The organism is Dyella sp. CR10, from assembly GCF_055814425.1.
Map to the genome: position 1 here is coordinate 3,806,849 of NZ_CP185986.1, position 15,545 is coordinate 3,822,393.

The 15,545-nt window shown below is 63.2% G+C and carries 12 protein-coding genes; 11 read left to right on the forward strand and 1 reads right to left on the reverse strand.

What is annotated here, in order from left to right:
• Positions 1 to 162 precede the first annotated feature (162 nt).
• The 9 genes from ACNR9O_RS17190 to ACNR9O_RS17230 all read left to right on the forward strand — a co-directional run bounded on the left by ACNR9O_RS17190 (position 163) and on the right by ACNR9O_RS17230 (position 10,850).
• On the forward strand, positions 163 to 849 hold the full coding sequence (locus ACNR9O_RS17190; protein WP_473686602.1) for a hypothetical protein: 687 nt from the start codon (positions 163 to 165) through the stop codon (positions 847 to 849).
• A 39-nt stretch (positions 850 to 888) separates the two neighbouring features.
• Complete coding sequence (locus ACNR9O_RS17195; protein ID WP_473686600.1) at positions 889 to 2,226, forward strand: XVIPCD domain-containing protein; 1,338 nt, start codon at positions 889 to 891, stop codon at positions 2,224 to 2,226.
• Positions 2,227 to 2,306: 80 nt separating this feature from the next.
• Complete coding sequence (locus tag ACNR9O_RS17200; RefSeq protein ID WP_473686598.1) at positions 2,307 to 3,017, forward strand: hypothetical protein; 711 nt, start codon at positions 2,307 to 2,309, stop codon at positions 3,015 to 3,017.
• Between the two features lie 122 nt (positions 3,018 to 3,139).
• A complete protein-coding gene (locus ACNR9O_RS17205) occupies positions 3,140 to 3,664 on the forward strand; it encodes a hypothetical protein (RefSeq protein WP_473686596.1) in 525 nt (174 codons plus the stop codon).
• Positions 3,661 to 5,064 (forward strand): XVIPCD domain-containing protein, encoded by a 1,404-nt coding sequence (locus ACNR9O_RS17210; RefSeq protein WP_473686594.1) that lies wholly within the window; start codon positions 3,661 to 3,663, stop codon positions 5,062 to 5,064. The genes ACNR9O_RS17205 and ACNR9O_RS17210 overlap by 4 nt, the downstream gene beginning before the upstream one ends.
• 105 nt (positions 5,065 to 5,169) lie before the next feature.
• The gene (locus ACNR9O_RS17215) at positions 5,170 to 5,502 is read left to right on the forward strand and encodes a hypothetical protein (protein WP_473686592.1); all 333 of its coding nucleotides are present in this window, start codon (positions 5,170 to 5,172) and stop codon (positions 5,500 to 5,502) included.
• 77 nt (positions 5,503 to 5,579) lie between these two features.
• Positions 5,580 to 7,253, forward strand: a complete 1,674-nt coding sequence (locus ACNR9O_RS17220) for a type IV secretory system conjugative DNA transfer family protein (RefSeq protein WP_473686590.1) — start codon at positions 5,580 to 5,582, stop codon at positions 7,251 to 7,253.
• Between the two features lie 112 nt (positions 7,254 to 7,365).
• Positions 7,366 to 9,393 (forward strand): hypothetical protein, encoded by a 2,028-nt coding sequence (locus ACNR9O_RS17225; RefSeq protein WP_473686588.1) that lies wholly within the window; start codon positions 7,366 to 7,368, stop codon positions 9,391 to 9,393.
• 86 nt (positions 9,394 to 9,479) lie between these two features.
• Complete coding sequence (locus tag ACNR9O_RS17230) at positions 9,480 to 10,850, forward strand: FAD-binding oxidoreductase (protein WP_473686586.1); 1,371 nt, start codon at positions 9,480 to 9,482, stop codon at positions 10,848 to 10,850.
• Positions 10,851 to 10,941: 91 nt separating this feature from the next.
• On the opposite strand, the gene rhtC is transcribed toward ACNR9O_RS17230, so the two are convergent.
• A complete protein-coding gene (gene rhtC, locus ACNR9O_RS17235; RefSeq protein WP_473686584.1) occupies positions 10,942 to 11,577 on the reverse strand; it encodes a threonine export protein RhtC in 636 nt (211 codons plus the stop codon).
• Positions 11,578 to 11,816: 239 nt separating this feature from the next.
• Between rhtC and ACNR9O_RS17240 the strand changes: the two genes are divergently transcribed.
• Positions 11,817 to 13,085: a nucleoside permease gene (locus ACNR9O_RS17240; RefSeq protein ID WP_473686582.1), complete on the forward strand. Its 1,269-nt coding sequence runs from the start codon at positions 11,817 to 11,819 to the stop codon at positions 13,083 to 13,085.
• Positions 13,086 to 13,310: 225 nt separating this feature from the next.
• Positions 13,311 to 15,533, forward strand: coding sequence for a TonB-dependent receptor family protein (locus tag ACNR9O_RS17245; protein ID WP_473686580.1), 2,223 nt, complete (start codon positions 13,311 to 13,313; stop codon positions 15,531 to 15,533).
• Positions 15,534 to 15,545: the final 12 nt, after the last annotated feature.

Genomic DNA, 15,545 nt, shown 5'->3' on the forward strand with positions numbered 1-15,545 from the left:
CCGCGGCTCATCGTGAGCCTTCGGCCAAGGCATGCCACCGCTGCGAAAGTCCCGACAAGCTGTCGTACTCGCAAGCACCGTGGCGCCTAGATACCTCGGCGCCACGATGTGACTCGCACTACCGCATCACCGCGAACCCCGTCTGGAAGGAGCATCCTCATCATGGCCAGTATCCGATCCGTCATCCGCCTGCTGCCCTGCCTGTGGCTGGCTGCCTGCGGCAATCCGGCATCCGAAGGCCAGCTGCCGATCCCTTCCGGCGACGTGCCGACACCCGTTTCCGCCGCTTCCACTAAAAAGGCACAGGCAGCGACCGAAACGAAGTTCGAGGATCCGGCGGTGCCGCCCGACATGCCCATGAACCGCCCGCTCCCGTCCCCCGTGGCCAACCTGCCCGGCATCGCCTGTACCCAGAAGAAGAAGGACTGGGCACCCGAATGCACGGTCGGGGAGTACAGGATCACGGTGAACATGGAAGGGTGCAGTAGTGATGGCATCTACGGACAGATCCTTACCGGCGATCAGCCCTCAGCACAGCTGGCAACGGCCTTCCCTCCCTTCCCGTCCTCACCCGTGGCGAAGCTGCACGACATGCAATTCGTCTGCGTGGCTGCCGAGGCCAGGAAGCAGGTGGGCCAGCCGCTTTGGCATTACGTCATCGCCATTCCGGCGGAATCCGTCCCGGCCTGCAAGCACAGCGAGCTGTGCGGAGATCCAGGCACGCCCAAGGTGGAATGGGTCAAGGCGGCGCCGCACGGCACGTGCCGGCTGGAGGGTGGGAGATACATCGACTGTGCCGCCGGATGGGTCAGTGCGTCCGAGTACGCAGAATTCTCCATGGGACTGTAAGCAGCCATCGCTTTTCCGCAACGACCACAAGGAGGATATATGGGTCGCGAAATTCTGGATGAGGCTTACCGTCATTTCGAACTGGAAGGCCGCAAGTACGAGTATGGCCGCGGCGATCTAAGCCTGAAGAACAACACGCCCGGCGGACGCACCGATCCCAGCCGCACCGAGCAGGATCTTGACCATGACGGCTATTACGGCGTCGACTGCTCATCGCTCGCGTGGCGCGGATTGAAGAACGCCGGCTATGACGTCGGCGATACGCCATTCGCCACCTCGAAGCTGTACGACCGTGGCGACTTCACCGGTTACGCCAAACAACACTTCGATACCGTGCCTGCCGAAGAGGCACGCAAGACGCCAGGCTCGCTGCAGCCCGGCGACCTGTTGATGTTCGATAGCAAGCACGGACGGCATGTCGCCATCTTCAAGGGCTACGACACGCAGGGGAACATCGAATTCTATGGCTCTCAGGTCAGCACCGGACCGGCGCTGACCAAAGCCATGGCCCCTACCGATGCCAAGCTCGGCTATTGGAACGGCGGCGACTTCCAGATCGTCGGGGCGCTTCGCCCCAAGCCGGAATTCCAGACGCATCAGCCGTTGCACGGCCACGAAACGGTCGACATCCCCGGCGCACCCAACGGCCCGATGGTCGCGCGGCGCCATGTTGCTCAACACGCAGCCGGCGCGACATCCCACCCGAATGCTCCTGTCCAGCACGAACAGGAGAACTATCTCCACAAAGGCGCTCGCGGTGGCGACGTCCAGAGCCTCCAGCAAGAGCTGGCCAGACTCGGCTATCCCTCGCGCCAAGCCCCTTTGATACCCGACGCCCACTTCGGCACCAAGACCGACGAAGCGTTGCGCGCCTTCCAGCGCGACCATGGCCTGAAACCTGACGGCGTGGTTGGTCCGGAAACCAACAGAACGCTCCGGCAGCAACTGGAGCTGGCTCAGCACGCAGCGACTCCGAGCCACACGCCGATGCGCCTGGACAACCCGGCCCATCCGGACCATGCCATGTTCAAGCAGGCCTTGGACGCGGTGCATCGCCTGGATGCCCGGCAGCAGCGCCAGCCCACCGTGGAAAGCGGACAGCTGGCGGGATCGCTGGCAGTGAAAGCGAAGCAGGATGGCCTGCAGCGCGTCGATCACGCCGTGCTGAGCGATGACGCCGCGCGCACCTACGCGGTGCAGGGCGACCTGAACTCGCCGCACAAGCGTATCGCCGAAGTGCCCACCGCCCAGGCCGCCCATACGCCGCTGGAAAAGAGCAGCGCGCAATGGGAACAGGTCGCGGCAACGCAGGCGAACCACCAGACGCAGCAGCAGAATCAGCAGCAAACGCAGCAGCCACCCGGTCCTTCGAGGTAACCCCCGGCCCTTGCCGGCCTTCGCTGGCCGACAAGGGCTTCTCGAGGCATCGATGCCCATGTCATTGCAGAGGTCCAGCCATGTCGATCACCACCAGGGTTTCAGCCGGGCTGCTCCTGGCCCTGTGCGCCACCGGCGCATGGAGTGCTGCCCCAGGCGCGCAGACGGAACCGCCGTCGTCCGCCGACCACGCGCAAGTCAAAGAAGCCGCCGCATCAGCAACTACCGAAGCGACGGGCAAGACCGCCGCCACCAAAGACCCGGCGGCCAAAGAAATCGCCGCTCCGGCAGCGACGGATACCACGGTGCCCCAGGGCTTCTCCTCCTATGCGGCCGAGCCGCTGGGTGACGGCCGCCATTGCGTCGTCGGCGCCGTGGCTGACGAAGACGGCGTGAACCAGAAGCCATTCGTCTACCTCGAAGACACCAACGCCAATCGTGTGCTGTGGGCGCGCCCACTGGACCTGCCCGCCGACACCTACCAGGGCCGCGCGACGCACTGCCTGCGCAAGGGCGCCAACATGTACGTGTTGCTCCAGGCTGATACCCAACCCGCGCAGACGCTCTCGCAAACGCTGCTGCGCGTCGTCGAGCTGGATCTGGCCAAGGGCAGCGTCAGCGGCAGCCGCGACGTCGCCGTATCCGGCATTACCGACGCCTATTCGGCCTGGGTCGACAAAGGCGAGGACGCCTTCCGTCTGGCGGACAAGAACGGCCTGACCATCCAGGGCGAGTACTTCCGCCTGGCCGACCCCGACAAGCACCTTCCATTCAAGGCCGTCGTCCGCTGACCATGGCCGCGTACTCCCATCCGCGACGACGCGCGGCCTCATCCCGCGCTACCGATAGCGCCGCCGGCCTCGCATGGGCCATGCTCCTGGCTCTCACCTCCACCGCCGCTTTCGGTTTTCCCATGAACACTCCAGATATCAAGCAGAACCCGCATCCGCAGAAGCGCTACGAGCTCACGCTCAGCATCGAGGGCGCGCCGGGTCCGTTCGATTCGATCACGGGCACGGTGCACTACAAGGTGGAGAACGAGCGCTGCGTCCCCGCCACGCCGATCAGCGGCGCCACGTTGACGCCGGAAAAGAACGTCGCCATCGACTTCGTCCGCGTCAGCGACCATGAATACAAGGGCACGCTCTACGCCGATCTGTTGCAGGACGAGGACTACTACGGCATGGGCATCTGCCACTGGGCGGTCAATACCGCCTGGGCCACGCTCAAGATCAAGCATGTCGAGTTCTCGCCGGCGATGGATGCCAAGGAGCTGCTCGCGCAGAAACCGGTGCCGACATACTTCGTCCGCAGCGAATACTTCAACAGCAGCGAGGAGCGCAGCGCCTTCGGCACGCCGAATCGCGAACTGTTCCAGCCCACCTCGCGCACCGATATTTTCTCCATGACGTTGACCGCCAGGGAAGCCGGGCAATGACCATCCGCACCGAGGACTACGCGCTATTGGCGCGCGACGCCTATCGCGATCGCACGCCCAACGAAACGGTCGAACTCGGCGGCGTCAAATACCGGGTTCTGGATCACGTCGACAACCCGCACACCGGCTACCAGGCCAACGCTTACCAGCGCGTGGACACCGGCGAGGTAGTCATCGCCCATCGCGGCACCGAGTTCGACCGCGAACCGGTGCATGACGGCGGCGTGGACGCTGGCATGGTGTTGACTGGTCTCAACGCGCAAGCACCGGATGCCATGGCCTTCGCCGAAAAGGTCATGGGCGAGGCGCGACAGCAGTCGGAAAAACTGGGGATTCCCTACAACGTCACCGTTACGGGGCATTCCCTTGGTGGCACGCTGGCCGAACTGACTGCCGCCAAGCTCGACCTCAAAGGCGAGACCTTCAATGCCTACGGTGCGGCCGGCCTGCTGTATGGCGTACCCGAAGGCGGCCATCAGGTCATCGACCATATTCGTGCCGGCGACCTGGTGAGCGCAGCCAGCCCGCACTTCGGCGAAGTGCACATCTACGCCGCACAGCAGGACATCGACACCCTGAGCAAGGCCGGCTATCGCGACGACAGCGGTCCGCTCAGCCCGCGCAATCCGATCAAGGCGACGGACTTCAGCGCGCACGGCATCGACAACTTCATCGATGGCAACAAGCTGCTCGGCCATTCGATCATCGGGCCGGAGGGTGAGGCGCTTTACCAGCAGCACAAGGGCATGATCGACCGCTACCGCGATGATGTGCGCGACGTGCGCACGGTGTTGTCGGCGCCGTGGGAGGTGCCGCGGGCGATCGTGCACGGCGTGGAGTCGGCGGCACATACGGTCGGAGAAGCCGTGCAGCAGGCCGCCCATGAGGTCGGTGAGACCGTGGAAGCCGTCGGCGACCGAGCGTCGCGGGCGTTCCACACCCTCACTCACCCTAGCGAGTGGTTCGACGATAAGGCGCATGGGGCGCATACCCAGCTGGACAAGCCGGATCACCCGGACCATGCGATGTTCCAACAGGCTCGCGATGCGGTCCATGCCTTGGATGCCTCGCGTGAACGCACACCGGACCAGCAAAGCGACAACTTGTCCGCGTCTCTGGTCGTAGCGGCGCGCCAAGCCGGAATGGACAAGATCGACCATGTGGTACTCAGCGAAGATGGCGGCAAGGCCTACGCCGTTCAGGGTGACCTGGGATCACCGTTCAAACGGATCGCCGAAGTCCAGACGCAGGATGCTGTTAACAGGTCTGTTGAGCAGAGCAGCGCCAATTGGGAGCAGGCCGCCATGCAAAATCGTCAGGCCCAAGCTGATACGCAAAGGCCCCGTCAGGAGGCTAGCCAGACCGCAAAGCCGAGCCAAGTACCGTACCTGGGAGCCTGAGTCACCAGGTGGGGAGTTTCGGGATATTCGACACCTAGCACGCCACGAAACCCGTTTACACTAGACAAGCCAACGCACCACCGGTATGGACACGAAGGAGCAGGTATGAAAGGCAGGATGATCTTTATTGCGTTGATGTTCTGCGCTACCGCACAAGCGCAGCAGCAAGAGCTGGGAGACCTTCGGGCAAATGATCCATTTGTCTTCTGCAGGTATGGTCAGAAGATCAAGGATCCATGCTGGATTCCTATTGCACCCTACACGGGCCAGTGGGTGTATACCTGGCTGTGCGATGAGCCCAATGAAGACGCTAGGTCCTGGACTGGCGAAGACCGCGAAGCTCTACGTTTGTACATGGTTGTTTGTCGCGAAGCGAAGGACAGCGGCACCTGGGATGGCCGGAACGGCTCGCCCGAATCGTCACCCTTTGAACATTAGCGCTATCTAGGAAACCTTGACGTACCACAGGGGCTGAAGCCTTTCGCTTCAAAGCATCGGATGCGAGTCAGATTCTCATGAGCAAGTCGAAATGGTATTGGGCCGGCGGCCTGTTAGCCGCCGCCCTCGTCGCGGGCGTGTTCTTCGCAGGCTGGCTGGTCCGCCTGCTGATCAAGGTAGACATTCCGCTGTCGTGGAACACGTACTACCAATACGCCAGCGCGCTGAACCTGCCGGCGGTGCAGCCGTTCGCCACGAAGATCAAATGGTCCGGCTACATCGGTTTCGGCCTGCCGATCCTGCTCTGGCTGGTAGCGCTGTACTTCGTCTTGAAGGAACGCAAGCAGTCGATACATGGCGACGCCCGCTTCGCCGGTACCGGTGACCTGCGCAAGCACGACATGCTCAAGTCCTCGCCCAACGGCATCTTGGTGGGCAAGTTCAAGGGCAACCTGGTCCGCCTGCCCGGCCAGCAGTTCGTGATCCTCGCCGCCCCGACGCGCTCGGGCAAAGGTGTCGGCGTGGTGATTCCCAACCTGCTCGACTACCAGGAATCGATGGTGGTGCTGGACATCAAGCAGGAGAACTACGAGCTCACCTCCGGCTGGCGGGCCAGCCAGGGCCACGACATCTACCTGTTCAACCCGTTCGCCGAAGATCGCCGCTCGCATCGTTGGAATCCGCTGACCTACGTGTCGAAGGATCCGGCCTTCCGTGTGTCCGATCTGATGAGCATTTCCGCGATGCTGTATCCGGATGGCTCTGACGACCAGAAGTTCTGGGTGAGCCAGGCGCGCAACGCCTTCATGGCGTTCACCCTGTATCTGTTCGAGAAGTGGGAACACGACGAGAAAAATGGATTGCCGCTGATCCTGCGCGACAAGCCGACGCTGGGCGCGGTGTACCGCCTCTCCTCCGGCGACGGCTCGGACCTGCGCGAGCTGTACCAGTGGATGGCCAAGCAGCCGTTCCTCAGCCAAAACGCGCAGTCCGCTTTCGCCAACCTGCTGTCGCAGGCCAACGAGACTTTCGCCTCGATTCTCGGCACCTTCAAGGAACCGCTCAACGCCTGGATCAATCCGGTGCTGGACGCGGCCACCAGCGACGACGACTTCCTGCTCACCGACGTGCGCAAGAAGCGCATGACGGTCTACATCGGTATCCAGCCGAACAAGCTGGCGGAAAGCCGCCTGATCGTGAACCTGTTCTTCAGCCAGCTGATCAACCAGAACACCAAGGAGCTGCCGCAGAACAACAAGGCGCTCAAGCACCAGTGTCTGCTGCTGATGGACGAGTTCACCTCGATCGGCAAGGTCGACATCATCGCCAAGGCCGTGTCGTACATGGCCGGCTACAACATCCGCCTGCTGCCCATCATTCAGAGCGTGGCCCAGCTGGACGCCACCTATGGCAAGGAAGTGGCGCGCACGCTAATCACCAACCACGCGCTGCAGATCGTCTACGCCCCGCGCGAGCAGCAAGACGCCAACGACTACTCCGAGATGCTCGGCTATACCACCGTGCGCAAGGAGAACGTCACGCGCGGCAGGGACGTATCGCGCAGCGAGAGCGAGGAGCGCCGCGCGCTCATGCTGCCGCAGGAGCTGAAGGCGATGGGCATGGACAAGGAAGTGTTCCTGTACGAAGGCATCCCGCACCCGGTGATGTGCGAGAAGATCCGCTACTACAAGGACAAATACTTCACGTCCCGCTTGTCCCCAAAAGTAGACATCCCGGCATTGACCATTTGAATGAAGTGATGCAGCGAATTAAGACATCTGACCAACCGACATCACATCGATTCCCCGAAACGCATCAAGTATCACGCCTACGGTAGAGCTCTCATAGGAAGGAGACAAAATTATGTACGCAGAGCTAAAAAAACAAAGAACTCATAGGCGCCACAGCCCACTTCGTGCCGCTCTCTTGGGGGCTCTGCTTTTGTCTTTGGTAGAACCTGCGCTCGCCGTCGACAGCTGTGAAACAAATTTCAAAGCGGATGGAAATCCACAAGACGGCTTACGCTTCTCAACCTGGAAGATCATCCCAAACATCGACATCCACAGCACCCTGGAGCAGATGCAATACATCGCCCAGAAAAATGGCTTTCAGGTCGACCCCGTGTCCTACCAATCAACGGATGGCACGTTGACGATCCACCAGAAAGCAACTGCCTTCGCCCGTGGCTTCCCTTTACTTATAAGCGCCAAGAAGAGCGAGAATTCAGTTGCGATTTCGACCCAGCTACCCACCGGCATGCAGGCCAAACCGCAAGATGTTCGCAACAGCATGTGCGGCATGCTCGGTGGAATAGGCACAGACGGCAAAGGCGAATACGTCGCCTCGCATACGCCTGCCACTGCAGCTGGTAATGAAACGCAGGCATCATCTCAGCCGACATCGTCGTATCTGCCGCCCACCAAGCTCGCCTCGACATCAACGGCGTCCATCAACGAGACCTGCGATGCCAACTTCTTCGGCACGCTGGATACGACCATTGGCCGCAGCTTCACAACCTGGGTTCCCGTTGCCAACCCCGATCCGCGCGACACCATAGCGCAGTTCAAGCAAGCCGCAACGTTAGGTGGCTTTGAGGTCGGTGCAGAGGACTATCACGGCACCGAGGGCACCTTGACCGTCTCCTTGAAATCAACTGACAAGTCCAAAGGGTTCCCGTTTCACATTTATGTGGACAAGGCCCTCGGTGCAATTTCGATCGCGACGCGGGTGAACCCTAATCAGGAAACACCTATCGACGGCACTCGGCACCTCATGTGCAGCATGATAGCTCTCGCCACGGGGGCCCCGCTGCCAGCAACATCTTCACCATCGAGCGGCGCTTCCATCGGCGGAATCCATTTCCGCAATCCATTCAAAAAGCAGCAAAGTGTCATTGAACAAGGGGCACAGAAGCAGAACGAACGCACAAAAATCTATCGCGATGCCATGGACGCCCTGTTTCAACGCGCCTTGGCTGCTGGCAAGTCCATCGTGATCATTCCTTCGATTAATCTGGACAACAAATACGCGCCAGGTGAATTGAAGGACAAGCACCCAGAGTTCTGGGCTGATGAAACCTCCACCACGATCTGGCAGGGCGTCACTGACCCAAAGAATGTATTCAAAGTGGGATTTGACGCGTCCATCGACAAAACTGGTTTGCATGGATACGTCTACGAGTTCACGGCTGGCAAATCCTACTATTTGGCCTACATCGTCAACCCGGATACCTACACCGTGACCGGCAACACGCACGAGGTTGAACGCGCCTCCATGCCACAGGCGAGCTCGACTAAGAAATCGACGAAGCCCGAGCTCGGACAGGTGTCTCTCGCCGAGGCCAAGAACACGGAATTCTATGAGACGCAAGAATGGTTCAACGCGGTGTATCGGGACCGGACCATTCAAAGCGACTACTGCACGCTCGAGATGGTTGGCGGGCCCTGTGTCCAGTGGAACTCATCAACTCAGACAGTCAGAGACCAAGTCGACGCGGGTGGCTGGAAAACCGTCACCAAGTCAAGACTCGCCGACGGCCTGGTAGTTGCCACGAAGCTGACAAAGGAGTTCGCGTCCTTCAAGGTTGCGCCAGGCGAAGCTATCCTGGTTGACGGCTTCTTTGCTGAGTACCCGAACACTAGCTTTGACAATGAAGCCTGCCAGCAGGTGACCGAAAGCAAGCTCCAATGCGACATTACGCAGTACGGACTCATCCGAGTACCTGGCCGCATAGATGATCTCAAGAATCAAAATGTGGCTGCGGAAGAAACCGGGCTTCCCAACCTCGCGAAGATTCTGTCAGCCGTGAAATACCGGCCAATGAAGGTCACGGCAGTGCCAGGCTCCTTCGTTTCAGGATGGGGCCAGAATTACCTGCTGAAAGATCACTGATCCGGCATCGATAATGAGCGATCTGAACGCAAGGATCGCTCACTGATATCATCATGAGGCGTCCGGCCTGGCGCTAGACTTGGCGCATGACGCTGCCCGCCGCCCTGCCCGATCTCCTGCGCGCCATCTTCCCCGGCGACGCCCTGGCGCTGGGCGAGGCCGAGCGCCTCGCCTATGCCTACGACAACTCCCGTCGCAACGCGCTGCCCGACGCGGTGGTCTTTCCCACCGCGCACGAACAGGTGGAGGCGCTGGTCAAAGCCTGCCGGGAGCATCGTGTCGCGCTCGTGGCCCGCGGGCGCGGCACCAACACCACGGGAGCCACCGTGCCGGTAGCCGGCGGTGTGGTCGCGAGCTTCGAGCGGATGAACCGCATCCTGCGCATCGATCCGGACAATCGCTTGGCCGTGGTCGAGCCGGGGGTGCTCAATGGCGACCTGCAGCATGCCCTGAAACCGCACGGCTTCTTCTGGCCGCCGGATCCCACCTCCTCGCCGTGGTGCAGCATCGGCGGCAACCTCGCCTGCAATTCGGCGGGGCCGCGCACGGTGAAATACGGCAGCCCGCGCGAGAACACGCTCGGCCTGCGCGCGGTGGCCGGCACCGGCGAAGGCTTTCGCTGCGGCACCTACACCAGCAAGGGCTCGACCGGCTATGACCTCACCCGTCTGCTGATCGGCTCCGAAGGCACGCTGGCGCTGATCACCGAAGCCACGCTCAAGCTCACCCCCAAACCCAGCGGCCTGCGTACGCTGCGTGCCACCTATCGCGACGTGAGCGCCGCGGCGCGCGCAGTAGCGCGCATCATGGCTCAGCCGGTCACGCCCTGCGCGCTGGAGTTCATCGACGACGTCGCGCTGAAGCTCGCGCGCGACTACGGCGGCGACGGCGTGCCGGTGGCCGGCGCCATGCTGATGATCGAAGTGGACGGCGAACCGGACACGCTGCCTGGCGCGGTGGAAGCCGTCTCCCGCGCGGCGCAGGGCGAGGGCCTGGAAAGCCTGCAGGTCGCTCAGACCGCCGAGGAAACCCAGGCCTTGTGGTCCGCGCGCAAGGCGCTGTCACCCGCTCAGCGCACCATCTCGCCGAACAAGATCAATGAGGACGTAGTGGTGCCGGTCAGCCGCCTGCCCGAGCTGGTCGACGGCATCAAGCAACTGGCGGCCAAGCACGACGTGCTGATCGTCAGCTTCGGCCATGCCGGCAACGGCAACCTGCACGTGAACCTGCTTCCCCGCGACGAAGCCGAGCGCGAACGCGCCCACGCCTGCCTGGCCGAGGTCTTCGCGCTGGTCATCCGCCTCGAAGGCACGCTCTCGGGCGAGCACGGCATCGGGCTGGTCAAACGCGAATTCATGCCGCTGGCGCTGCAGCCGGAAACGCTGGCACTGATGCGCGGCGTGAAGACGGCCTTCGATCCGGACGGCATCCTCAATCCCGGCAAGCTGCTGCCTTGAAAAGGCGGGTCGGGGAGGCAGCGAACCCCAACGTCGCGATATCGGTCAGCGTTTCGCGTTGGGCGCTCACCCCAACCTACGGGCAGCCCTGTCAGGCCGACCGGTTGCCTGCCCCGCGCAGGATCAGATGCAGCCCGAACAGCACGAACACCGCGCCGGCGAAACCGTCGATCCAGCGCGCCAGCCGCAGGTAGCCGCGGCGCATCGCCGGCAGCGCGAAGAACGCAGCCACCAGCGCGAACCACAGGAAGGTCTCGGCGATGATCATGCCCCACAGCCCCCAGCGCGCGCCCGCGCCCACGCGGTCGCCCACAAAGGCCGAGAACACCGAGCCGAAGTAGACCACCGCCTTCGGATTGGCGAGATTGGTGAGCAGGCCGCTGCGCAGGGTGGCAAAGTCGCTGCGCTCGACCACCACCGTCTGCGCCGCGCCGCCCGCCGGCGCCTTCCACGCCCCGCGCAACATCTTCACGCCCATCCAGGCCAGGTAGAGGCCGCCGGCGACCGCGATCAGGCGCGACAGCCAGGCCAGCTTGTGCAGCAAGATCTGCAGGCCCAGCAGGGCCAGCGCCGACCACACCACCACGCCCAGCGTGATGCCGATGACGCCGAACAGCGCCTGCCGGCGCGTGCGGCTCACCGCGGTCTGCGAAACAAAGAAGAAATCGGGGCCAGGGCTGGCCAGGGCGATCAAGTGAATCGCGGCGATGGTGAGAAACAGGCTCATGAAACGCTCCCGATCAAGGGCAAGGCACGGGGATTTGCGGCTGCGCAACTTGTCCCAGCCGCGCCGATTCCTCTACGCTGACAGACGTTTGGCCGGGTCTGCAAGCAGTCCCGAGACCACCCGCGGGGGATCACCGAGCTCGCCGGAAGGGCAGCGCCAGCGGCGCTGGCTGCCCCGCCGGCCGTGCGCCTGATGGATCGCTCCGGGACATCAACGAATTACAGGGCCAAGAAAGACCGATGAGCATCAAACTCCGCCTCGTCATCATGTACTTCCTGCAGTTCTTCGTCTGGGGGGCGTGGCTGCTGACCATCGGGGCGTACTGGTTCCAGAACAAGCATTGGCCGGGCACGCAGTTCGGCGCGATCTTCTCCACCATGGGCATCGCCTCGCTGTTCATGCCCTCCATCGCCGGCGTGATCGCCGACAAGTGGATCAATGCGGAGAAGCTCTACGGCCTGATGCACATCGGCGGCGCGATCATGCTGTTCATCGTGCCGACCATCAATTCGCCCGGCCTGATGTTCTGGGTGATGCTGCTCAACATGATGTTCTACATGCCCACCATTTCGCTCTCGATCGCGGTGGCCTACAACGCGCTCAAGAGTGGCGGCGAGGACATCGTCACGGTGTTCCCGCCGATCCGCGTGTGGGGCACGGTGGGCTTCATCGCCGCGTTGTGGACGGTGAGCCTGCTGCATCTGGAGACCACCGAAGGGCAGTTCCACGTCGCTGGCGCCGCCGCGCTGCTGCTGGGCCTGTACGCCTTCACCCTGCCCAAGTGCCCGCCGCGCTTCGAGCGCAAGGAGCACCAGTCGCTGCTGGACACGCTGGGCCTGACCTCGTTCGCGCTGTTCCGCAATCCGCAGATGGCGATCTTCTTCATCTTCGCGATGCTGCTGGGCGCGGCGCTGCAGCTGACCAATGCCTATGGCGATACGTTCCTGCACGACTTCGCCGCGATGGACGAATACAAGAACCTGATGGCCGTGCGTTATCCGGCCATCATCATGTCGATCTCGCAGATCTCCGAAACGCTGTTCATCCTGGCCATCCCGTTTTTCCTGAAGCGCTTCGGCATCAAGACAGTGATGCTGATCAGCATGCTGGCCTGGACGCTGCGCTTCGGCCTGTTCGCCTACGGCGACCCGGGCGCGGGCCTGTGGATGATCGTGCTGTCGTGCATCGTGTACGGCATGGCCTTCGATTTCTTCAACATCTCCGGCTCGCTGTTCGTGGAAGGCCAGGCCGATCCGTCCATCCGCGCCAGCGCGCAAGGGCTGTTCATGCTGATGACCAACGGCATCGGTGCTGTGCTCGGCAGCTCGGTCAGCGGCTGGATGATCGATGCCTTCTTCACCCGCGTCGACGGCAGCAAGAACTGGCACGGCATCTGGAGCGCCTTCTCGCTGTATTCGCTGGTGGTGGCGGTGCTGTTCGTGTTCCTGTTCAAGCACAAGCATGACCGCACGGCGATGAGCGCGGCGGCCTCGCGCGCCGCCCACTGAGGCAGCGGCAAGCACTGGATCGGGCCGCGCGGGCGACCGCGCGGCCTTTTTCTTTGGGCAGATCCGTCGGCTGAGGTGAGCCGCAGGCGAACCCCGGCAGCCCTTGCTAGGTGATCGCCGCGCTGGGGCTCGCCTGCGGCTCACCCCAGCCTGCGAGAGGGCGCAAGTATTTGTGGTGAGAATTATTCTCATTTAACATGCCGTTTTTGACCACCGCCCCACCTCATGCGCCCACTCCCCCGTGCTATTGCTCTGGCCCTCCTGGCCAGCGCCTCCGCCGTCCACGCCTTCCCCGCCGACGACACCGCCGACGATAAGCGCGCCAAGGACCTGGAGGCCGTGCGCGTCACTGGCGACTGGCTGGGCGACGCCGCCGCACGCGACGTGCAGAACCATCCGGGCGCGCGCACGACGATCCGCCGCGAACAGATCGTCGAAACCGCCCCCACCCAGGTGCGCGACATCCTGCGCCGCATTCCTGGTGTGCAGATCCAGGAGAGCAATGGCACCGGCGGCAGCGACGTCTCGCTGAACGTCGGCGTGCGCGGCCTGACCGCGCGCCTGTCGCCGCGCTCGACCATCCTGCTGGACGGCATCCCGGTCGCGGTGGCGCCCTATGGCCAGCCGCAGGTTTCGATGATGCCGATGGCGGTCGGCAACCTGGAGGCGGTGGATGTGGTGCGCGGCGGCGGCTCGGTACGCTACGGGCCGCAGAACGTGGGCGGCATCATCAACTTCGTCACTCGCGAGATTCCGGAGAACTTCGGCGGCAGCGCCGGCGTGCTGCTGCAGGGCGGCGCCCACGGCGGCATCCAGACGCAGAGCAACGCCTTCGTCGGCGGCACCACCGCGCAGGGGCTCGGCGTGGCGCTGCTGTATTCCGGCACCAAAGGTCCGGGCTATCGCGAGCGCCAGAACCACACGAATATCGACGACGTGATGCTGAAGGCGCGCTATCGCTTCAGCGATACCGACACGCTCAGCGGCAGCCTGCATTACTACCGCGGACAGGCCGGCATGCCCGGTGGCCTCAGCCAGGCCGACTACGATGCCGATCCGTTCCAGTCGCGCCGCCCGTTCGACGACTTCCGCGGCCTGCGCAAGGACGCCGTGCTCAAGTACAGCCACGTCGACGATACCCGCAGCTTCGAAGTGCAGACCTACTACACCGACAGCTTCCGCGGCAGCCACATCGAGACGATCACGCAAAACGCAAAAACCGGCCTCTACACGCACCAGCTCAACGCCTACCCGCGCAATTACCACACCTTCGCGATCGAACCGCGCTACGCGCAGCTGTTCGACCTGGGCGGCTGGACGCACGAGATCGGCGTGGGCTATCGCTATCTCAACGAGGCGATGCACGAGCGCACCCTGCGCAACAACAAGTACGACTCGCCGCTGTACTACACGCCCTTCGACAGCAGCCCCTATGACGGCCCCTACGTGCGCTCCGGCAACAACGTCGGCGGCACCGAGGCGCATGCGCTGTATCTGGACGACACCATCAACATCGGTTCGTGGACCGTCACGCCGGGCCTGCGCTATGAGCGCATCGACACCTGGTGGCGCGCGCTGCCGGACGCGACGGTCATCGTGAAAGGCCCGACCTACCGGCGCGAGAAGTACTCCAAGCCATTGCCCTCGCTCAATCTGATCTATCACCTGTCCGAGCGCTGGAAGCTCTACGCGAACGCCGAGACTTCGTTCGGCAGCCTGCAGTATTTCCAGATCGGCCAGAAGAACGCGGACAGCCAGTTCGCCACCGGCCTCGCGCCGGAAACCGCGCGCACCTACGAGGCCGGCACGCGCTACGACAACGGCGCCTGGGGTGCCGAGGCCACCGTGTTCCGCATCAACTTCGACCATGAGCTGCAGCTGGTCGGCAAGATTCCAGGCGCGGCCGATTCGCATGACGGCTGGACCAACCTCGGCGCGACCACCCACAAGGGGCTGGAAACCGCCGGCCACCTGGATGTCGGCACCCTCGAACCCGGCCTGCGCGGCCTGACCCTGTGGGGGACGTTCACCTACACCAAGGCCACCGCGAACTACGGCTCCTTCGCCGGCCGCGACCTGCCGTTCTATTCGCGCCGCACCGCCAACCTGGGCGTGCGCTACGAGCGCGGGCCGTGGACCCTCAATCTCGATGCGTTCTCCCAGTCGCGCCAGCACTCCCCCGGCTCGCCCAGCTTCGATCCGGCCAAGCCGTCCGACTACATAACCATCGGCACCCCGGCGGGCGACTATGGCGACATTCCCGGCTGGACCACCTGGAACCTCCGCGGCGAGTACCGCTTCGGCCCGGCGCTGTCCTACCTGAAGCTCGGCGTGGGCGTGAAGAACCTGTTCGACCGCCGCTATTTCACGCGCTCCACCGACAACAACAACGGCCTGTACGTAGGCCAGCCGCGTACCTTCTTCGTGCAGGCATCCGTGGATTTCTGACCCGGCCCCTTG